General features: G+C 46.3%; 21 protein-coding genes and 2 riboswitches. Of the genes, 20 read left to right on the top strand and 1 reads right to left on the bottom strand.

Annotated elements, in window-relative coordinates:
- The first annotated feature begins 197 nt into the window (after positions 1-197).
- The 10 genes from comGA to gcvPB all read left to right on the top strand — a co-directional run bounded on the left by comGA (position 198) and on the right by gcvPB (position 8,779).
- A complete protein-coding gene (gene comGA / locus H9630_RS12770) occupies positions 198-1,226 on the top strand; it encodes a competence type IV pilus ATPase ComGA (RefSeq protein ID WP_191715859.1) in 1,029 nt (342 codons plus the stop codon).
- Positions 1,195-2,238, top strand: coding sequence for a competence type IV pilus assembly protein ComGB (gene comGB / locus H9630_RS12765; protein ID WP_191715858.1), 1,044 nt, complete (start codon positions 1,195-1,197; stop codon positions 2,236-2,238). The genes comGA and comGB overlap by 32 nt, the downstream gene beginning before the upstream one ends.
- 11 nt (positions 2,239-2,249) lie before the next feature.
- Complete coding sequence (gene comGC / locus H9630_RS12760; RefSeq protein WP_191715857.1) at positions 2,250-2,567, top strand: competence type IV pilus major pilin ComGC; 318 nt, start codon at positions 2,250-2,252, stop codon at positions 2,565-2,567.
- Positions 2,558-2,992, top strand: coding sequence for a competence type IV pilus minor pilin ComGD (gene comGD, locus H9630_RS12755; RefSeq protein WP_318247999.1), 435 nt, complete (start codon positions 2,558-2,560; stop codon positions 2,990-2,992). Before comGC ends, comGD begins: the two co-directional genes overlap by 10 nt.
- Positions 2,993-2,999: 7 nt before the next feature.
- A complete protein-coding gene (locus H9630_RS12750) occupies positions 3,000-3,281 on the top strand; it encodes a hypothetical protein (protein ID WP_225218537.1) in 282 nt (93 codons plus the stop codon).
- A complete protein-coding gene (gene comGF, locus H9630_RS12745; protein WP_191715856.1) occupies positions 3,269-3,706 on the top strand; it encodes a competence type IV pilus minor pilin ComGF in 438 nt (145 codons plus the stop codon). Before H9630_RS12750 ends, comGF begins: the two co-directional genes overlap by 13 nt.
- A 206-nt stretch (positions 3,707-3,912) precedes the next feature.
- Positions 3,913-4,425 carry a shikimate kinase gene (locus tag H9630_RS12740; protein ID WP_191715855.1) on the top strand — a complete coding sequence of 171 codons (513 nt, stop codon included), beginning with the start codon at positions 3,913-3,915 and terminating at the stop codon, positions 4,423-4,425.
- Between the two features lie 142 nt (positions 4,426-4,567).
- Positions 4,568-4,659, top strand: a riboswitch (glycine riboswitch).
- A gap of 1 nt (position 4,660) precedes the next feature.
- Positions 4,661-4,737, top strand: a riboswitch (glycine riboswitch).
- Positions 4,738-4,827: 90 nt separating this feature from the next.
- Positions 4,828-5,928, top strand: a complete 1,101-nt coding sequence (gene gcvT / locus H9630_RS12735) for a glycine cleavage system aminomethyltransferase GcvT (RefSeq protein ID WP_191715854.1) — start codon at positions 4,828-4,830, stop codon at positions 5,926-5,928.
- 27 nt (positions 5,929-5,955) lie between these two features.
- The gene (gcvPA, locus tag H9630_RS12730) at positions 5,956-7,323 is read left to right on the top strand and encodes an aminomethyl-transferring glycine dehydrogenase subunit GcvPA (protein ID WP_191715853.1); all 1,368 of its coding nucleotides are present in this window, start codon (positions 5,956-5,958) and stop codon (positions 7,321-7,323) included.
- Positions 7,316-8,779: an aminomethyl-transferring glycine dehydrogenase subunit GcvPB gene (gene gcvPB, locus H9630_RS12725; RefSeq protein ID WP_191715852.1), complete on the top strand. Its 1,464-nt coding sequence runs from the start codon at positions 7,316-7,318 to the stop codon at positions 8,777-8,779. Before gcvPA ends, gcvPB begins: the two co-directional genes overlap by 8 nt.
- A gap of 297 nt (positions 8,780-9,076) precedes the next feature.
- Here gcvPB and H9630_RS12720 read toward each other — a convergent pair whose 3' ends face one another.
- On the bottom strand, positions 9,077-9,460 hold the full coding sequence (locus H9630_RS12720) for a rhodanese-like domain-containing protein (RefSeq protein ID WP_191715851.1): 384 nt from the start codon (positions 9,458-9,460) through the stop codon (positions 9,077-9,079).
- A gap of 99 nt (positions 9,461-9,559) precedes the next feature.
- Between H9630_RS12720 and H9630_RS12715 the strand changes: the two genes are divergently transcribed.
- The 10 genes from H9630_RS12715 (at position 9,560) to folD (ending at position 19,406) form a co-directional block, all read left to right on the top strand.
- Entirely contained in the window at positions 9,560-10,396 is an 837-nt protein-coding gene (locus tag H9630_RS12715) for a lipoate--protein ligase family protein (RefSeq protein WP_191715850.1), read from the top strand.
- A gap of 187 nt (positions 10,397-10,583) precedes the next feature.
- The gene (locus tag H9630_RS12710) at positions 10,584-13,142 is read left to right on the top strand and encodes a vitamin B12-dependent ribonucleotide reductase (RefSeq protein ID WP_191715849.1); all 2,559 of its coding nucleotides are present in this window, start codon (positions 10,584-10,586) and stop codon (positions 13,140-13,142) included.
- A 282-nt stretch (positions 13,143-13,424) separates the two neighbouring features.
- Positions 13,425-13,865 (top strand): type II 3-dehydroquinate dehydratase, encoded by a 441-nt coding sequence (gene aroQ, locus H9630_RS12705; RefSeq protein ID WP_191715848.1) that lies wholly within the window; start codon positions 13,425-13,427, stop codon positions 13,863-13,865.
- Positions 13,862-14,929: a M24 family metallopeptidase gene (locus H9630_RS12700; RefSeq protein WP_284700308.1), complete on the top strand. Its 1,068-nt coding sequence runs from the start codon at positions 13,862-13,864 to the stop codon at positions 14,927-14,929. Before aroQ ends, H9630_RS12700 begins: the two co-directional genes overlap by 4 nt.
- A 17-nt stretch (positions 14,930-14,946) precedes the next feature.
- On the top strand, positions 14,947-15,507 hold the full coding sequence (efp, locus tag H9630_RS12695; RefSeq protein ID WP_191715847.1) for an elongation factor P: 561 nt from the start codon (positions 14,947-14,949) through the stop codon (positions 15,505-15,507).
- 127 nt (positions 15,508-15,634) lie between these two features.
- Entirely contained in the window at positions 15,635-16,141 is a 507-nt protein-coding gene (gene accB / locus H9630_RS12690) for an acetyl-CoA carboxylase biotin carboxyl carrier protein (RefSeq protein ID WP_191715846.1), read from the top strand.
- 26 nt (positions 16,142-16,167) lie between these two features.
- Positions 16,168-17,517, top strand: a complete 1,350-nt coding sequence (gene accC, locus H9630_RS12685) for an acetyl-CoA carboxylase biotin carboxylase subunit (protein ID WP_191716062.1) — start codon at positions 16,168-16,170, stop codon at positions 17,515-17,517.
- Positions 17,518-17,532: 15 nt separating this feature from the next.
- Complete coding sequence (locus tag H9630_RS12680; protein ID WP_191715845.1) at positions 17,533-17,928, top strand: Asp23/Gls24 family envelope stress response protein; 396 nt, start codon at positions 17,533-17,535, stop codon at positions 17,926-17,928.
- A 207-nt stretch (positions 17,929-18,135) separates the two neighbouring features.
- Positions 18,136-18,525 carry a transcription antitermination factor NusB gene (gene nusB / locus H9630_RS12675; RefSeq protein WP_191715844.1) on the top strand — a complete coding sequence of 130 codons (390 nt, stop codon included), beginning with the start codon at positions 18,136-18,138 and terminating at the stop codon, positions 18,523-18,525.
- A 14-nt stretch (positions 18,526-18,539) separates the two neighbouring features.
- Positions 18,540-19,406 carry a bifunctional methylenetetrahydrofolate dehydrogenase/methenyltetrahydrofolate cyclohydrolase FolD gene (gene folD, locus H9630_RS12670; protein ID WP_191715843.1) on the top strand — a complete coding sequence of 289 codons (867 nt, stop codon included), beginning with the start codon at positions 18,540-18,542 and terminating at the stop codon, positions 19,404-19,406.
- Positions 19,407-19,484: the final 78 nt, after the last annotated feature.

Raw genomic sequence — 19,484 nt, 5'->3', positions numbered from 1 at the left:
TCATTGTCAGGATTCTCACAAAAATTTGTGGATCCGATTTCAGAAGCCGTGGCTGACTGCTTCAAATCTCGGATTTGGCGTGAATCCGGGGGGCAAAATTTTATTTTGGCCAAAACTATTCCTTTCTGAAAACCAGCTGGTTATACTATGTGGGAACAGAGAGGCAGCCTTTGTTTAAACCGAAACAGGAGGTGGATATGCAATCGATTATTGAACGCCGCTGCGTTGATCTTCTGCACGATGCGGCAAAAAACAAGACCACGGACATCCACATCAAACCCGAACCAACCTGCTATTCCGTCACTTACCGTTCGTTCCAAAGCCTGCGGCAAGTGACACAACTCCCCTTTGATCTGGATGATCGCATGATCGCTTATTTCAAATACCTATCCCTTTTAGATATGAGTGAAAGAAGAAAACCCCAAACCGGTTCATTCCAACTTCCCATTGACGAACTTTCCTATTACTTTCGCATTTCAACTTTGCCTTCCGTTTTGACGAAAGAGAGCATTGTCATTCGGATCATGCCGGACGATGCTGCTCAATCCCTCGAAAAATTGGCGGCTTTCCGTGACTCTGCCCGCATACTCGAAAAATTGTCCGAAGCTTCACAAGGACTTATTTTACTGACCGGGCCAACGGGCTGCGGCAAATCGACGACACTTTATTCGTTGCTGAAACATTGCGCCGATAAATTGAACCGCAACATCATCACGCTCGAAGATCCCGTCGAACGGAAAAACCAGGCAATTCTGCAGATCCAAGTCAATGAAAAAGCCGGCCTAAGCTACGCTGCAGGGCTGAAGGCCATTTTGCGGCACGATCCTGACATCATCATGATCGGAGAGATACGTGATGCAGAGACAGCGCAGATAGCCGTGCGCGCTGCTTTGACGGGCCATCTGGTCTTTTCGACCATTCATGCCAGGCATTCGGTCGGCTGCCTGCACCGTTTGCATGATTTAGGCGTGTCATTCGAAGACATGTCACAAACTCTGATCGCCGTTTCGGCACAAAAAATCATTCCGGTGTATTCGGATACCGGCCAATCGGAATCTTGCCATCGTGCTCTCTATGAGATTTTAGAAGGCGGCAGGCTGGAAGAGGCATTAGCATCAGCCGGCCAGAAAAAACACTACACGTTGCCAGACTCACTGACATTTGACGGCCAGATCAGGGAAGGGGTGAAAATCGGTGCAATTCAAGCTTCCTTTGCGCTCAGATAAAATCCGCCTACGTGATCGGGAACAGTTTTTGACGCGTTTGGCTGTTCTCATTAAAGAAGGATACCTGCTGCCGACAGCTTTGAGCTTATTGCTTCCGATGCATACGCCGAAGCTGGAGGAAACACTGAATGGCATAACCGATATTTTAAAAGGAGGCGGCAATGCTGCTGAAATTTTAAAGTTTCTTGGCTTTAAAGACCATGTGTTGTTTCCTGTGGAAATCGCAGAATATCATGGCCGCTTGGCTGAGTCGATCGACAGCATCGCCAAAAGTTTTGCAAGGACGGAACAAGTGCAGAAAAAGCTGAAGAATATTTTGATTTACCCGGTATCCCTGCTGATTTTCACTTCAGTATTGTTTTTGTTTTTCCGCACCAGTTATGTGCCGAATCTGACAGAAATGATGGATTCGCTTCAATCAGGAGAAGAAGGATCCGGAGTACCGGCCTATTTGCTTAGCCTCCCAGATTTTTTTATTGCCATCTTTGCGTTGGCGGCTCTGTCGGTTTATATTTTCAGGCAATTGCTGAAAAGACAACCCATTGAGCGGCAAATCGAATGGTTGCTGGCGGTGCCCGTGATTGGCAGCTTCATGAAACTGTATTGGTCGCATCTTTTGGCTCGTGAACTTGGTACATTGTTGCATAGCGGAATCTCCATGCAGGAATCACTCGAACTTCTGCAACGCCAGAATTACCATAAAATCATCCAGTTCATGACACGGCTGTCCCATGAAGAGCTGATGCTGGGGCAGACGTTTTCAACATCGCTGGAACATTTTTCATTTGTTTCCAAAGACATGCCGGCATTTGTGCAGCATGGTGAATTGACCGGCTATTTGGGGAAAGAATTGCTTCTCTATAGCGAAGTGCTGATGGAACAGATCGAACAGCAGACGCAGCGAATATTGCGCATTATCCAACCGAGTTTTTTTATCATGATCGCCATCTGCATTGTGGGTGCTTACTTGGCCATCCTAATGCCGATGTATAACGTGGTCCATACCATTTAAGGAGGAAAAATATGCGCTTATTGAAAAATCAAAGAGGGTTTACGTTAATTGAAATGCTGATTGTTATGCTGATTATTACAGTCTTGATTGCTATAGCCATTCCAAATGTCACAAAACAATCTTCTGCTGTAGATGAAAAAGGCTGTAAAGCTTATGTCCAGATGGTCCAAGGGCAAGTGGAATCCTATCGTATGGACATGAAGGCGGTTCCGACACTGGCGAATCTTGTAACGGAAGGTTATTTGAAAACTGGGGAGACGGAGTGTCCGAATGGCGATGCCGTGAATATTTCGGTTGACGGAGTGGTGACCTCTACTAAATCGTCATAAAGGAGAAGGGCTTTACCTTGTTGGAAATGTTGCTTGTCTTGATGGTGTTGATGGCGATCATTGCCATAACTATTCCTGGCTATCAGGCGATGTCGGTCAAGAAAGAAGAACAGCGTTTTTTTGAAATCCTGCAGCAGGATGTTTATTATGCGCAAAGCCAGAGTTTGGACTTGAAGCAGGTGGTGAAAATCGCGTTCCGGGAAACCAAAAGATCTTATGACATCTATATGGACACCCACATACCGGGCCAGACCAGGAAACTTCCGGATTCCGTCACTTTGAAAAAGACCAGCAATCTCACGGAAATCAAATTCAATGCCAGTGGGTCAGTGGTCCAGTCGGGAACGTTCCGTTTTGGCACAAGCAGCGGAGAAAAGACAATGGTTGTCCATCTTGGAGGAGGGAGAGTGGTGTTTTCTGAATGAACGAGGAATGTCCTGGGCTGAAACCATGGTAAGCCTGTTCATGGTGTTTATCATTTTTGGCAGCCTGCTGCCGGCCATGCTCAGTGTCCAACAAAGCCTGCAGGTGAAAAAAGAACGCGTCAGTGCTTTTGAAACCCTCCATGAAGCAGCGAGGGAAATACATTCGACTGGGGCATTGCGTGGCCGCCGCAGCGTAAACGGCATCGTCTACAGCTGGGAGATGGCAGACAGCCTGTGTGTCGATTACGCGGATTTTAGAGGTCAGCAGGAGCGGCTATGCAGCGAGTAAAGCTGCTGGATGAAAGAGGGTTTTCATTTCTGACATCACTTTTCGACTTATTAGTGTTGATGACGATGCTGCCGCTGATTGTCCTGTTTTATGGATTTGCTGTCAGTTTTACAGGAGATTTGGATCCGCACCGGCTCGAATGGCAATTGTTCACAAGCGATTTGCAGGGTTATTTGAACAGCAGCGACTCGCTTGAAATCATCAACGAAGGAAACGGGGTCCGTATCATCCAGATGGGAGAGGAGTATGATATTGAAATGTACACGGACATGATCCGTAAACAGAAAGACAGAAAAGGCCATGAAGTTATGTTGACGCGCATCCGCCATTGCAGCTTTTCTTTAAATGGTGACAAGTTGAAGGTCAAAGCAGAGTTTTCCACAGGCACCTTGGAAGAGGCAGAGTATGTTTTTACGCGTCCTTAAAAATGAAAAAGGTGCTATCTATCCGATTGCCATCGTCTTTTTCATGTCCGCTCTGGTTCTGTTATCCCACACGCTCGTCCTTTATTCCGTCCAATATAAAACATACGATGGTTTGGAAAATATGCATAGACATGCTACGATACAACTACTAATAGAAATAGAGCAAAATAAAATACCTGAGTAGAGGTAAGTATCGGGTGGGTAGGATGAACAGAATTTATTTGATTGGATTCATGGGCTGCGGGAAAAGCGCGGTCGGCAGAAGGCTAAGCTTTTTGCTGAAACTGCCCTTCTACGACATGGACAAAGAGATTGTCCGGCAGGTAGGGAAAACGATTCCGGAGATTTTCGAGCAGCATGGCGAAGAATATTTCCGGCAATTGGAAACGCAGTTTTTGCGAAATTTTAAACAGGATCATTGCATCATCTCCACCGGCGGCGGCGTGACCATGCGAAAAGAAAACCAGAAAATCATGAGAAATACCGGACTCGTGCTGTTTTTGGATGCGCCGTTCCGGGAAATCTGGCGGCGGATCCACAGAGATCCAAACAGGCCGATTGTCCGCCAGTCGACGCGAGAGGAAATTGAAGCGTTGCATAAATCTCGCTACAAAGCGTATAAACAAACTGCGCATATCACTATCCGGACCGAATTCCGGACGTTGCGGCAAATTACACAATACGCTGCATTTCAAGTAAATCGACTAAAAGGCGAATGATTTGATTTTAATTAATCAAATCATTCGCCTTTAGTCCTTTTAAGGAAAAAAGATTGCGCTTTCCTTGGATCAATGTTAGGATTAACTCAAAGTTATACTATTCTGTATAACGGATTGGACCAATCAATATTGATTTGGGCGGATGAATGTATGGGGAGAGAACGCCAAGGCGTCGCCGAAGGAGCAAATAACAGAAGTTATGAATCTCTCAGGCAAAAAGACTCATACAGGACGCATCTCTGGAGAATGCTGCATGTCAGCTACCAACGAGGAAAGCCATTACGGTAAACTTTCAGGTTCCAGGACAGAGATTTCCCTTTAAAGGGAAATCTCTGTCCTTTTTTCGTGTCTGCAGTCAGGTTTGGCCGGCCGAAGGAAGTTGAAGAATGAGGAGGAAAATCATTGGCACAGTTAAAACGTACACCCTTATTTGAAACGTATTCGGAATATGGTGGAAAAACGATTGATTTTGGCGGTTGGGAACTGCCTGTGCAATTTTCAAGCATCAAGGAAGAACATGAAGCTGTCAGAACCAAAGCAGGACTTTTTGATGTATCCCATATGGGGGAAATCTTCGTTACCGGACCTGACAGCTTAACGTACCTCCAGCATCTGGTAACCAATGATGTGTCCAAAATCCAGGATGGCCAGGCACAATATACAGCGATGTGCTATGAAGATGGCGGTACAGTAGACGATCTATTGGTTTATAAATTGGCGGATCAACAATATCTTTTGGTCGTCAACGCATCTAATATCGAAAAAGATTTCGAATGGATGGAACAGGCGAAAAAAGGCGACGTTACATTAGACAACGCATCTGATCGGTACGGTCTTTTGGCATTGCAGGGGCCTCTTGCAGAAGTGGTGCTTCAGCGGCTGACAGATGAAGACCTGTCATCGATCAAGCCCTTCCGTTTCAAACAGGATGTCGATGTTGCTGGTCAGACGGTGATTTTATCGCGTACTGGTTATACCGGTGAAAATGGTTTTGAGATTTATGCTGCTCCTGAAGCGTTGACTGTTCTATGGGACAAGATCCTTTCAGAAGGAAAATCGGATGGCGTTGTGCCAGTAGGTCTTGGTGCGCGTGATACATTGCGCTTTGAGGCTGGCCTTGCTTTATATGGCCAGGAATTGTCGAAAGACATAACGCCACTTGAAGCTGGCATCAATTTTGTCGTGAAATTGAAAAAAGAGCAGGACTTTATCGGCAAACAGGCATTAGCCGCACATAAAGAAGCAGGTGTTCCACGCAAATCAGTCGGCATTGAAATGATCGATAAAGGCATTCCGCGTCATGGCTATGCGGTATATGCAGAAGACCGTAAAATCGGAGAAGTGACGACCGGCACACAATCGCCGACTTTGAAAAAAAATATCGGCCTTGCCTTGGTTTCAAGTGAGTTTGCTGAACTCGGAATTGAATTGGAAGTTGAAATTCGCAACAAACGGTTAAAAGCGAAAACAGTAGAAACGCCATTTTATAAACGATCCAACTAATCTAACTTGAAAAGGGGACAGCACCTTATGAAACATCGTTATTTACCAATGACATCTCAAGACGAAAAAGAAATGCTGGAAACAATCGGCATCGGATCAATCGATGAATTGTTTTCCGATATCCCGGAAAAAGTTCGTTTCAAAGGCGAATACAACATTAAGCCTGCTAAATCCGAGTCTTCATTGACAAAGGAATTGGCACAGCTTGCTGCTCAAAATGCCGACACCAACCGCTATGCATCGTTTTTAGGAGCTGGTGTATACGACCATTACAAACCGATTATTGTGGATCATGTAATTTCCCGTTCTGAATTTTATACGGCTTATACTCCTTATCAGCCTGAAATTTCTCAAGGCGAATTGCAGGCGATTTTTGAATTCCAGACCATGATCAGTGAATTGACAGGTATGGACATTGCCAACTCATCCATGTATGACGGCGGAACTGCGCTTGCTGAAGCTGGAATGCTTGCTGCTGGACACACGAGACGCAAAAAAATCCTGGTTTCGCGTGCAGTCCACCCGGAATCGCGTGCTGTTGTCCGAAGCTATGCACTTGGCCAGTCGATCGAGGTTGTTGAAATTCCATTGAAAGACGGACACACGGATATGGACGCTTTGACGGAAATGATCGATGAAAACGTAGCAACGGTGATGATTCAGTACCCGAACTTCTTTGGACAAGTTGAAAACCTTAAAGCGATCGAACCGATTGTCCACGGGGCCGGTGCATTGCTATCGGTTTCTTCCAACCCATTGGCACTCGGTGCTTTGACTTCTCCAGGACAGCTTGGCGCTGATATTACAGTGGGCGATGCACAGCCTTTCGGCATTCCGGAAGCTTTCGGTGGACCTCATTGCGGTTATTTCGCTGTGACGAAGAAATTGATGCGTAAAGTACCTGGCCGTTTAGTCGGTGAAACGACGGATGAAGAAGGCCGTCGTGGATTCGTTTTGACGTTGCAGGCACGCGAACAGCATATCCGCCGCGACAAAGCGACATCGAATATCTGTTCCAACCAAGCATTGAACGCATTGGCTGCATCTGTAGCGATGACAGCACTCGGCAAAGTCGGTACACAAGAAATTGCGAAGCAAAATATCGTGAAGACCCATTATATGAAGCAGCAATTGAAAAAAGCAGGCCTTGAAATTGCATTTGAAGGCGCTCATTTTAATGAAATCGTTGTGAAAACGAAAGAATCCGTTAAACAGTTGAACGATCGTCTGTTTGAAAACGGCATGATCGGCGGTTATGACCTTGGATTGAGCTATAACGAATTGAGTGGCCATATGCTGGTTGCTGTTACTGAACAACGGACAAAGGAAGAAATCGATGCATTCGTGCAGGAAATCGCTGCCAAAGTGCAGGAAGTGGGGGCTACTCATGCATAAGGACAACCAAGCGCTAATTTTTGAATTGACCAAAGAAGGCCGCGTCGGCTATAGCCTTCCGACACTTGATGTACCAGAAGTGGATTTGAGCGAACTATTGCCGGCTGACTTGATCCGTACAGAAGCGGCAGAACTGCCGGAAGTTTCCGAACTGGATATCATGCGCCATTACACGGCGCTGTCTAACCGGAACCACGGTGTGGATTCAGGCTTCTATCCGCTCGGCTCGTGCACAATGAAATACAATCCGAAAATCAACGAAACAGTAGCACGTTTCCCAGGGTTCGCGAACATCCATCCGCTGCAGGATGAAAAAACGGTTCAAGGGGCTCTTGCTTTGATGTTTGACTTGCAGGAGCATTTGAAAGAAATTACCGGTATGGATGAAGTGACGTTGCAGCCAGCTGCAGGTGCACATGGTGAATGGACCGGATTGATGATGATCCGTGCCTACCACGAAGCGCGCGGTGACTTTAAACGGACGAAAGTCATTGTTCCCGATTCAGCGCACGGCACAAACCCGGCTTCAGCAACCGTTGCCGGTTTTGAGACCGTGACCGTCAAATCAAGTGACCAAGGACTAGTAGACCTGGAAGATTTGAAACGCGTGGTTGGAGAAGACACAGCAGCATTAATGCTGACAAACCCGAATACGCTCGGCTTGTTTGAAGAGCAGATTCTGGAAATGGCTGCGATCATTCATGAAGTCGGCGGCAAGCTGTATTACGATGGCGCCAACTTGAACGCAGTTATGTCTAAAGCACGCCCGGGAGATATGGGCTTTGATGTGGTTCACCTGAACTTGCACAAGACCTTCACCGGACCTCATGGCGGTGGTGGACCTGGTTCAGGCCCTGTCGGCGTTAAAAATGATCTGTTGCCGTACTTGCCGAAACCGGTACTGGTGAAAAAAGATGATGCTTATACGTTCGATTACGACCGCCCGGATTCCATTGGCCGAGTCAAACCGTTCTATGGCAACTTCGGCATCAACGTACGTGCCTACACGTATATCCGCTCTATGGGACCAGATGGCCTAAAGGCAGTTACCGAATATGCTGTACTAAATGCCAATTACATGATGCGCAGGCTGCAGCCTCATTTCGATTTGCCGTATGACCGTCACTGCAAGCATGAATTCGTCTTAAGCGGCCGCCGCCAGAAGAAACTGGGTGTCCGTACATTGGATATGGCGAAACGCCTGCTTGATTTTGGCTACCATCCACCGACAATCTACTTCCCGTTGAATGTGGAAGAAGGCATGATGATCGAGCCTACTGAAACAGAATCCAAAGAAACTTTGGATGCATTTGTCGATGCGATGATTCAGATTGCGAAAGAAGTCGAAGAAAACCCTGAAATCGTCCAAAATGCACCGCATACCACTGTCATCAACCGTTTGGATGAAACAAAAGCGGCGCGCCAGCCTGTGCTCCGTTATTATAAAGCTGAATAAAGTACGATAATTTCCAGCTGTATCGTTCGGTTGCTGCAGGGAAATGAATAAAAAGCGTGGAAGCCACTTGGCTTCCACGCTTTTCTAATGGAACACTCTCAACATCGTCGCTTTATTGGGGAAGTTATGTTTGTCGACGAGATAACTACCCCGAAGCCTGTAAATCGCTTTGTGTGCGCTTCAAGAAGCCGCTAACCGCATTATTTAAGTGAGGGGTAAGATGGAGAGCTCTTGTCTACTATTTATTAGCCTAGCAAATAGAGAAAACCCTTCCGGTTAAGAAAGGGTTTTTGAAGCCTAGGATTTGGATTTGATTTTTCCGGTCCATTGCTTGAAACCGCCTTGAAGCTGGAACAATTGATTGTAGCCTTTTTTCTTAAGGAAAATAGCTACCCGTCCACTGCGTGCTCCGTTTTGGTCATACAGGTAAACCGGCTTGTCTGAACGGATTTCCTTATAGCGTTGGCGCAATTGCGTTTGCGGAATATTGCGCGCTCCCAGAATATGGCCAGCAGCAAAATCTTTCGGTTCGCGCACATCAATCAATTGTGCTCTGCGGTAGCCTTCGATAAATTGCTCCTGTGTCAGGTTAGTGACAGCTTTTTTGATGCGGAAATAAGAAATGACCGCGTAAATGATGATTGCCAATACGATGGCGATCGTGATGTACAGAAATTCCAATGTTCTTGCCCCTTTCTCATCTTCCTTTATTATAAGAGAAGAGATGACGGATATTCAATGCCAATGTTACACTAATTATCGGAAATAGGAGGCGATCTTGTGAAATATCCAAAATGGATTTTTATAAATTCCGGTGCCGGCAGTCCAGCGTTCAACATGGCGCTTGATGAAGCCTTGCTGGCATGGCATAGTGAAGGGCTTATTCCGCCCGTCATCCGTTTTTACAGCTGGCAGCCTGCTGCCTTATCGATCGGTTATTTTCAGAACGTAGAAAAAGAAATTGATATGGAAGCCGTCGACCGGCTTGGCCTTGGATTTGTCCGTCGGCCTACAGGAGGCAGAGGTGTTCTCCATGAGCATGAACTTACATATAGCATCATCGTCAGTGAAGATTACCCGGAGATGCCCGAAACCGTAACAGAAGCTTATCGCGTATTGAGCGAAGGGTTGTTGGAAGGGTTTAAAAATTTGGGGTTGGACGCCTATTTCTCGGTGCCGGATACAGAAGAAAAACGGGCCGATTTGAAAAAACCGAAATCAGCGGTTTGTTTCGATGCACCGAGCTGGTATGAAATGGTCGTAGAAGGAAAGAAAGTAGCGGGCAGTGCCCAAACGCGCCAAAAAGGCGTCATCCTGCAACATGGTGCTATACTGATAGATCTGGATACCGAGAAGCTATTGTCGGTTTTCAAGTTTTCCAGTGAAGCTGCCAAAGAGCGCATGCGCAGCAAAATTCCGGAAAAAGCAGTATCGATCAATTCGCTCCGTGAAAAACCAGTGACGCCGGATGAGTGTATCCGTGCGTTTAAAGCCGGTTTCGAACAGGCCTTGTCGATCAGTCTGGAATCCTATAATTTGACCGTACAACAATTGGCGGATGTCAAGGCTTTGGAAAAAATAAAATATGGAAATTCGGAATGGAATTTTCGCGCGTGAGAGTCTTTAGGCTCATTTTGTAGATTTCCAAAGCTGGAAACGTTGGTAAATAAAGCTTTTCATTGCTTCAATCATTTCCATCATAAAATTGTTATTGAAAAGAAGTTTCAACATATAGTATGATGGGAATTGAATTAATACTATATATAGTATCTAACTCCATATAACACAAAGGAGGAATTGTCAAATGGTTTCCGCCACACAATCCCAATATTCGTTGAATGCAAGAGCTTTAAACAAAGATATCGAATCGTTTCCCCAGGTACATGCAATTACTCCTGACATGAAACTGACGCATAAAGGTGTATCGCGCCTCGTGATGATCGACCGTTATTCCTTTAAGGACACGGAGAAGAAAACACTCAAGGCAGGCGATTTTGTTGTATTGACTGTCAAAGAAGATCCGAAATTCCCGGCGCGCGGCCTTGGCTACATCGTTTCCATCGATCACCAGGCCAATAAAGCACAGGTTTGGATCGAAGAAGATTACAGAAGTGCAATCGACAAACCGGAAGAGCAGCAGGTAGGCATCGTCAATCGCCCGATCGACGTGATTGAAAAACCGCTTGAAGTGTTTTACGAGCAGATCGCCAAACGCAATGCAACGGGGCTTGCCTCTGTAGAAGAAACAGCTGAAAAGCGCCAGGAATGGTTTGAAAAATTCTATCAGCAATTGGTTGGATTGAAATTCATTCCGGCTGGACGTGTCCTATACGGAGCGGGTGCTGATACGGACGTAACGTACTTCAACTGTTACGTAATGCCATTCGTGGCAGATTCACGTGAAGGCATTTCCGATCACCGCAAACAAGTGATGGAAATCATGAGCCGCGGCGGCGGTGTCGGAACAAATGGTTCGACACTTCGCCCGCGCAACACCTTGGCACGCGGTGTCAACGGCAAATCATCAGGTTCTGTTTCGTGGCTGGATGATATCGCTAAATTGACGCATCTTGTTGAGCAGGGCGGTTCACGCCGAGGCGCACAGATGATCATGCTGGCTGACTGGCATCCGGATATTGCGGAATTCATCATTTCGAAAATGCAGAACCCGCGCATCCTTCGTTATTTGATTGAGAACACAGAAGATGAGACCATCAAAAAATTGGCTCACGACAAATTGAAATTCAAACCTTTGACAGAGCAGGAAGATGCAATGTACCAAGGGATCCTGAATTACCGTGCGATTCCTGGAATGGGCGGATTCAATGAGAAAATCATGCGCGATGCTGAAACCAAGCTGCGTGATGGCGGAACTTATTCAGTCCACAACGAAGAATTCCTGACAGGCGCCAATATTTCCGTCACATTGACCAGCGATTTCATGACAGCAGTGGAAAATGATGCAGACTTCGATCTGCGCTTCCCTGCAGTAGAGTCGTATTCAAAAGAAGAGATGGCTGTCTACAATGAAAAATGGCAGGAAGTCGGCGATGTCCGTGAATGGGAACGCATGGGCCATGGCGTCCGTGTTTACCGCACGATGAAAGCACGCGAACTGTGGAACCTGATTAATATTTGTGCTACCTATTCAGCAGAACCGGGTATTTTCTTCATTGACAATGCCAATGAAAAAACCAATGCAGCAGCTTACGGGCAAAAAGTCGTAGCGACCAACCCTTGCGGCGAGCAGCCATTGGCGCCTTATTCTGTTTGTAACCTGGCTGCCGTCAACTTGGCGCAGTTTGCAGATCCGAAAACGAAGACGGTCGATTTCGAAGCGTTGAAAGAAACGGTTCGTGTCGGTGTCCGCATGCAGGACAACGTCATCGATGCAACTCCTTACTTCCTGGAAGAAAACCAGGTTCAGGCACTTGGTGAACGCCGTGTTGGCTTGGGAGTCATGGGGCTTGCAGATTTATTGATCTATTGCGATAAAGAATACGGTTCTCCGGAAGGCAACGAGCTTGTAGATGAAATCTTCAAGACGATTGCTACGGCTGCTTATGAAATTTCGACAGACTTAGCAGCAGAACGCGGCAGCTTCCCGTTCCTCATCGGCAAAACTGATGAAGAGACGGCAGCACTCCGCAAAGCTTTCACAGAAACAGGATTTATGCAGGGAATGCCGGAACATGTTCGCGAAGCAGTACTTGAAAAAGGTATCCGCAACTCGCATCTGTTGACGGTAGCTCCAACAGGATCCACTGGGACGATGGTTGGCGTATCAACCGGACTTGAACCTTATTATTCATTCACATACTACCGCAGTGGACGCCTTGGCAAATTTATCGAGGTGAAAGCAGACATCGTCAGTGAATACCTGAAAAACAACCCTGAGGCTGATGAAGAAAACCTGCCGAAGGCATTTGTGACATCGATGGACTTGGCGCCTGAAGCACATGCGGATGTTCAGTGCATCATCCAGCGCTGGATCGACTCATCCATTTCGAAAACTGTCAACGCTCCAAAAGGTTATACAGTCAAACAGGTGGAAGGCGTCTATGAGCGTCTCTACAAAGGTGGCGCTAAAGGCGGAACGGTTTATGTCGATGGCAGCCGTGATTCACAAGTCTTGACGCTGAAGGCCGAAGAAAACACATTTGAAGAAGAGCAACAGCCGGAAGAGACTGGCAAACGTCCGATCGTCTTGATCGACACAATTCAGGATCTCCGTTCAACCAATGTCACCATCGGTTCAGAAGTAGGCGATACATGCCCGGTTTGCCGAAAAGGGACAGTCGAAGAAATGGGCGGCTGCAACACATGCACCAACTGCAACGCTCAGCTGAAATGCGGATTGTAAAATGACCAGCGCGATGGCCGAATAGCCATCGCGCTTTTTTATGGTTTGTTTCTGGATGGTGCTTGAATTTTTGACTGCTTCCGCTTTTCTATTGTCCAGCTGCAGCGCCCAGATTCTAGGGTCATAAGCCATTCCGGCTGTGCGGCAAAGAGCGCCGCTTCGCCGATCTGTCTTATGCCCGTCGAATCTACACGGTCGCTTCCGCTTTTCTGTTAAAAAGTTGCTCGATTGTTCCGATATGTTAAAATAATGAAGAATGTGTCAGGGGAAGGGGAAAGCTGAATGCGTGTGCTGATCTTGAACGGCCCTAATTTAAATCGCTTGGGCAAGCGGGAGAAAGAAGCGTATGGAACGTTTACGCTGGAGGAATTGGAACAGGAACTGGTGGAGTTTTCTTATCACCATCATATTGAATTGATTTGCCGCCAGTCGAATCATGAAGGGGAATTGATCGACTGGATTCACGGAGCGGGCGATGATGGCCTATCCGGCATTGTCTTGAATGCTGGAGCATATACCCATACAAGCATCGCTATTCGTGACGCCATTGCTGCGATTCAAGTGCCAGTAATCGAAGTACATATATCGAATGTCCACAAACGCGAGGAATTTCGCCATCATTCCTACATTGCGCCGGTCACGATCGGGCAAATTGTGGGATTCGGCCAAGATGTCTACAAATTAGCATTGCATGCATTGATCTTAAAACAGGAGAGAGGATGAACACATTGAAACTTCAAAAATTACGTGCTGAAATGAAACAACGGGATGTGGAGGCGCTGCTCGTCACCAGTCCTTTCAACTTGCGTTACATCACCGAATTTACGGGTACTGCAGGGCTGGCGATTGTAACTGCGGAACAAGCGGTTTTCATCACGGATTTCCGTTATACAGAACAGGCTGGAGAACAAGTCAAAGAATTTGATGTAATCCAGGCTGAAAAAAACCTGATGGATGAAACGGTAAAGTCAGTAAAATCTCTGGGCATCCGTACGCTTGCTTTTGAACAGGACTATATGACTTATTCGACAGTTGTGCAATACAAGTCAAAAATCGACGCCGACCTGGAACCTGTCAGCAACTTGATTGAAAAGATCCGAATGATCAAGACACCGGATGAAGTAGCTATTCTGAAAGCAGCGGCCAAAATTGCAGATGATGCATTCGAACACATTTGTGGATTTATCCGTCCGGGATTGACGGAACTTGAAGTATCCAATGAGCTGGAATTCTTCATGCGCAAACAGGGTGCGACTTCGTCGAGCTTTGACACCATTGTGGCTTCAGGGCTGCGCTCAGCGCTTCCGCACGGTGTGGCAACGGATAAAGTCATTGAAAAAGGAGACATGATCACGCTTGATTATGGTGCACTCTACAACGGCTATATCTCAGATATTACCCGTACGGTCGCAGTCGGAGAACCTTCTGCACAGATGAAGGAAATTTATGATATTGTATTGAAGGCGCAGGAACTGGGCGTAGAGAAAATTGGACCAGGCATGAGCGGCATCGAAGCGGATGCCATTGCACGTGATTACATCAAGTCCAAAGGCTACGGTGAAGCATTCGGCCATTCTACTGGCCATGGCATCGGTTTGGAAGTCCATGAAGGCCCAGGGTTGTCATTCAGATCGGAAACGGTGCTCGAACCGGGCATGGCTGTGACGGTGGAACCGGGGATTTATCTGCCAGGAGTTGGCGGAGTTCGCATTGAAGATGATATACTGGTAACCGAGTCAGGAAATGAACGATTGACTAACTCCACAAAAGAGCTTCGCATTTTATAACAAACGGAGGAACTATTATGATTTCAGTAAACGATTTTAAAACAGGTGTCACAATTGAAGTGGATGGCGGAATTTGGCGCGTTATGGAATTCCAACACGTAAAACCAGGCAAAGGCGCTGCATTCGTGCGGTCGAAACTTCGCAACTTGCGTACAGGAAGTGTCACTGAAAAAACTTTCCGTGCCGGTGAAAAAGTCGCAAAAGCACAGATTGACAACAACAAAATGCAGTATTTGTATGCCAATGGCGATATGCATGCCTTTATGGATACAGAAACCTACGAACAGATTGAGTTGCCTGAAAAGAACATTGAATACGAATTGAAGTTTCTTCAAGAGAACATGGAAGTCCAAGTGATCCAATTCCAAGGAGAAGTGCTTGGCGTTGAGTTGCCGAACACGGTAGTTCTGGAAGTGGCTGAAACTGATCCGGGCATCAAAGGCGACACAGCCAGCGGCGGATCAAAACCAGCAAAACTTACAACGGGATTGACTGTTCAAGTGCCATTCTTCATTAATGAAGGCGACCATTTGATCATCAATACAACAGATTCTTCATACGTTTCAAGAGCTCAATAATGATGAAAAGACCTCTAACAAAGAGGTCTTTTTTTAAAAAGTCAGATTAAGTGTTTCAAAATAGACTGAAAAAGTCTAAAATAGAAGAGTAGTTGAATAAATACATAATTAGGGGAGTCGGACGAATATGAAAATTCAAGAAATTCGCGAAATTATCAAATTGGTGGATGGATCATCTATTGAAGAGTTCTCTTATGAATTTGAGGGCGTTAAAGTCAAGATGAAAAAGAGTGGTTCAGGCAAAGTTCAGCCAAGCGCCAGCTCATCCATCCAAACATCCCCAGCATCAAAAGCAGTAGAAGCACCAAGTGCTCCAGCACCGGCAAAAGAGCCGAAAGCTGAAGAACTGGTATCAGAAGAAGCACCGGAAATTCCAGCGGACAACGAGTCGGAGTACCACAAAATCCTTTCTCCAATGGTCGGTACGTTCTACGAATCTCCATCACCGGACGAAGATGCTTATGTTCAAGTGGGAACTAAAGTTACTGCAGACCAAGTAGTCTGCATCGTCGAAGCAATGAAGTTATTCAATGAAATCGAAGCTGAAGTAGATGGGGAAATTGCTGAAATTCTTGTAAAAGACGGCCAGCTTGTAGAATACGGCCAGCCTTTATTCCTCGTGAAAGCAAACTGAGGAAAGGGGAGATGGCGATGAAGACGATGAAAAAAGTATTGATTGCAAACCGTGGAGAAATCGCGGTACGGATCATCCGTGCCTGCAAGGAAATGGATATCAAAACGGTTGCTGTATATTCTGAAGCCGATAAAGAGGCGCTTCATGTTGAACTGGCAGACGAAGCGTATTGCATCGGTCCAAAATTATCGAAAGATAGCTATCTGGACTTTTCCAATATCATGTCGGTTGCGAAACTGACTAATTGCGATGGGATTCACCCGGGTTATGGCTTTTTAGCAGAGAATGCGAGCTTTGCAGAACTTTGTGAAGCTTGTGACATCATGTTCATCGGCCCGACAGCGGATGCAATTTCCCGTATGGGTACTAAAGACGTGGCACGTGAAACGATGCGCAAAGCGGGAGTTCCAGTTGTTCCAGGTTCGACTGGCATTGTAGCCAGCGAAGAAGACGGATTGCGCATCGCTGATGAAATCGGTTTTCCGGTCATCATCAAAGCGACAGCAGGCGGCGGCGGTAAAGGAATCCGTGTGGCACGCACACGCGAGGATTTCATCACCGGCTTGAATATGACGCAGAAAGAAGCGGCAGCGGCTTTTGGCAATCCGGGAGTTTACATCGAGAAATTCATCGAAGATTTCCGCCATATTGAAATTCAAGTGCTTGCTGATTCCCATGGCAATGCGATTCATTTAGGCGAGCGCGATTGTTCAATCCAGCGCCGCATGCAAAAATTGGTTGAAGAAGCGCCATCACCGGCTTTGTCTCCTGAATTGCGTGAAGAGATGGGCGATGCAGCTGTAAAAGCGGCTTTGGCTGTCAATTACCGCGGAGCGGGCACAGTGGAGTTCATTTTTGATGCGGTCAACCAGAAGTTCTATTTCATGGAAATGAACACGCGCATTCAAGTAGAGCATCCGGTAACGGAAATGATTACTGGAATCGACTTGATCCAGCAGCAATTGCGTGTGGCATCAGGCGAAACACTCGCTTATAAACAAGAAGATGTTACGTTTAAAGGCTGGTCGATCGAATGCCGCATCAATGCGGAAAATCCAGCTAAAAACTTTATGCCTTCAGCGGGCAAAATCGATATGTACTTGCCTCCGGGCGGTTTAGGTGTCAGAATTGATTCAGCTATGTATTCAGGCTATACGATTCCGCCTTATTATGATTCGATGGTTGCCAAGCTGATTACTTTCGCTGATACACGTGAAGAAGCGGTAGCGAAGATGAAGCGCGCATTGGACGAATTTGTAATTGAAGGCGTGTTTACGACGATTCCATTCCATTTGAAATTAATGGATCACGAAGTATTCAAATCAGGAGATTTCAATACGAAATTCCTGGAGAAATATGACGTGCTGGGATCTTAAGGAGGAAGTTTTCAAATGGCTGAAAAAACAGCACCTTATGTACGAATGAAATCACACGGAGCACAAGACCTCGGCAACATCGAAGTGGCTCCGGAAGTTTTGGAAATCATCGCCAGCATTGCAGCAACGGATATTGAAGGAGTCGCCAGTATGCGCGGCAACTTCGCTTCCGGAGTTGTTGAACGCTTGGGGAAAAAAGTGCATGGCAAAGGCATCAAGACAGACCTATCAGAGGAAGGTCTTGCCATTGATGTTTATTGTGTCATCAACTATGGTGTTTCCATACCGAAAACCGCTCTAAAAATTCAGGAGCAGGTTCGGCAGACGCTTGAAAATATGACGTCTCTTCAAACACAAGAAGTGAATGTCCATATTACCGGCGTCAATTTCGAAGCACAAGCAGCGGAATGATCAGTAAGGCTGTCCTGGAGTCCTGTTATGGCTTCAAGGACAGCCTTCTCTTTGTTTTAGCTGGCCGCTCCAGACTGAATCCGGCAGCGCAATACCCCTCCAGTAGTCGGTGCTGGGCTATTGACCGAACATTTCAAACATGGAAGTTCAGCCCGAATACCTGTATAATGGGTGATAATTAGCTGTGAAAAGGAGATCGGATATATTATGAAACGACACGAAGCACGCGAAAAAGCGCTTCAGACCTTATTTCAATTAGAAGGTACTGAACTGACGATTGATGAGGCCATGGATCATGTAATGGCTGGAGAAAATGATAATTTCTATAGCTTGTTGGTACAGGGCACCCACGCCAATATGGCGGAAATCGATGAAAAATTGGTTGGCCATCTTGAAAATTGGTCACTCGAACGTTTGCCGAAAATTGAACGGACCATTCTGCGTATGGCTATTTTTGAGTTGGGCTATATGGAAGATGCCCCATCACGTGTGGTCATGAACGAAGCGATTGAACTATGCAAAACATTTGGAGACGATAAATCCAGCCGGTTTGTCAATGGTGTCCTTTCTAAATTCACAGACGAAACAGCAAATTAATTGGAGGGATTTACGTGGCTGCAAAATTGATAGATGGAAAAGCGGTAAGCCAGAAAATTAAAATGCAAGTGAAAACACGCGTAGAAAAATTAGCGCAACAGGGAATTGTCCCAGGGCTGGCCGTAGTGCTGGTCGGGGAAGATTCTGCGTCCCTTACATATGTGAAAAACAAGAAAAAAACGTGTGAAGCACTGGGAATGCGATCGGACCTTCATCAATTTCCGGATACATTAACTGAACAAGAGCTTTTAGCGAAAATCGATGAATTGAACAGCGATCCGGGAATTCACGGCATTCTGGTCCAATTGCCGTTGCCGCAGCAAATTGATGAATTCAAAGTCATCACGGCCATCAGCCCAGAGAAAGATGTGGATGGGTTCCATCCGATTTCTGTCGGCAATATGATGATCGGCAAGGATGCCTTCCTTCCTTGTACACCGCACGGCATCATGGAGTTATTGGCCCATTACGGCATCGATCCCGCCGGCAAGCATGCGGTGGTCATCGGCCGCAGCAATATCGTCGGCAAGCCGATTGGACAGTTATTGCTTCAAAAAGATGCAACCGTGACGTATTGCCATTCGAAAACGAAAGATTTGGCGAATTTCACAGCGCAGGCGGATATCCTAATTGCCGCGATCGGCAGAGCTAAATTCATTGACCGAACGTTCATCAAACCGGGTGCAGTCATCATCGATGTCGGCATGAACCGCGATGAAAACGGCAAGTTGTGCGGTGACGTCGACTTTGAGGATGTTCAGGAAACGGCTTCTTTTGTAACACCGGTACCAGGCGGAGTTGGGCCGATGACGATTGCCATGCTGATGGAAAATACGCTTGAATCAGCTGAAAAAGGGTTAGCAAAGACAAAACAGGCATAAGCATGTAAAATAAATAGCAATAGGGCTGTTTTTCGAAAGAAAGACAGCTTTTTAAATTCACAGACAGGGGTTGAAAGT

This window comes from Planococcus wigleyi (assembly GCF_014836985.1).
GTDB lineage: Bacteria > Bacillota > Bacilli > Bacillales_A > Planococcaceae > Planococcus > Planococcus notacanthi.
The sequence above is the reverse complement of the archived record's forward strand: the minus strand, read 5'-3'. Positions and strand labels throughout refer to the sequence as shown.

Coding starts and splice junctions, on each gene's coding strand:
- comGA (WP_191715859.1), top strand. CDS start 198: ATGCAATCGATTATTGAACGCCGCTGCGTTGATCTTCTGCACGATGCG.
- comGC (WP_191715857.1), top strand. CDS start 2,250: ATGCGCTTATTGAAAAATCAAAGAGGGTTTACGTTAATTGAAATGCTG.
- H9630_RS12750 (WP_225218537.1), top strand. CDS start 3,000: ATGTCCTGGGCTGAAACCATGGTAAGCCTGTTCATGGTGTTTATCATT.
- comGF (WP_191715856.1), top strand. CDS start 3,269: ATGCAGCGAGTAAAGCTGCTGGATGAAAGAGGGTTTTCATTTCTGACA.
- H9630_RS12740 (WP_191715855.1), top strand. CDS start 3,913: ATGAACAGAATTTATTTGATTGGATTCATGGGCTGCGGGAAAAGCGCG.
- gcvPA (WP_191715853.1), top strand. CDS start 5,956: ATGAAACATCGTTATTTACCAATGACATCTCAAGACGAAAAAGAAATG.
- gcvPB (WP_191715852.1), top strand. CDS start 7,316: ATGCATAAGGACAACCAAGCGCTAATTTTTGAATTGACCAAAGAAGGC.
- H9630_RS12710 (WP_191715849.1), top strand. CDS start 10,584: ATGGTTTCCGCCACACAATCCCAATATTCGTTGAATGCAAGAGCTTTA.
- aroQ (WP_191715848.1), top strand. CDS start 13,425: ATGCGTGTGCTGATCTTGAACGGCCCTAATTTAAATCGCTTGGGCAAG.
- H9630_RS12700 (WP_284700308.1), top strand. CDS start 13,862: ATGAACACATTGAAACTTCAAAAATTACGTGCTGAAATGAAACAACGG.
- efp (WP_191715847.1), top strand. CDS start 14,947: ATGATTTCAGTAAACGATTTTAAAACAGGTGTCACAATTGAAGTGGAT.
- accB (WP_191715846.1), top strand. CDS start 15,635: ATGAAAATTCAAGAAATTCGCGAAATTATCAAATTGGTGGATGGATCA.
- accC (WP_191716062.1), top strand. CDS start 16,168: ATGAAAAAAGTATTGATTGCAAACCGTGGAGAAATCGCGGTACGGATC.
- H9630_RS12680 (WP_191715845.1), top strand. CDS start 17,533: ATGGCTGAAAAAACAGCACCTTATGTACGAATGAAATCACACGGAGCA.
- nusB (WP_191715844.1), top strand. CDS start 18,136: ATGAAACGACACGAAGCACGCGAAAAAGCGCTTCAGACCTTATTTCAA.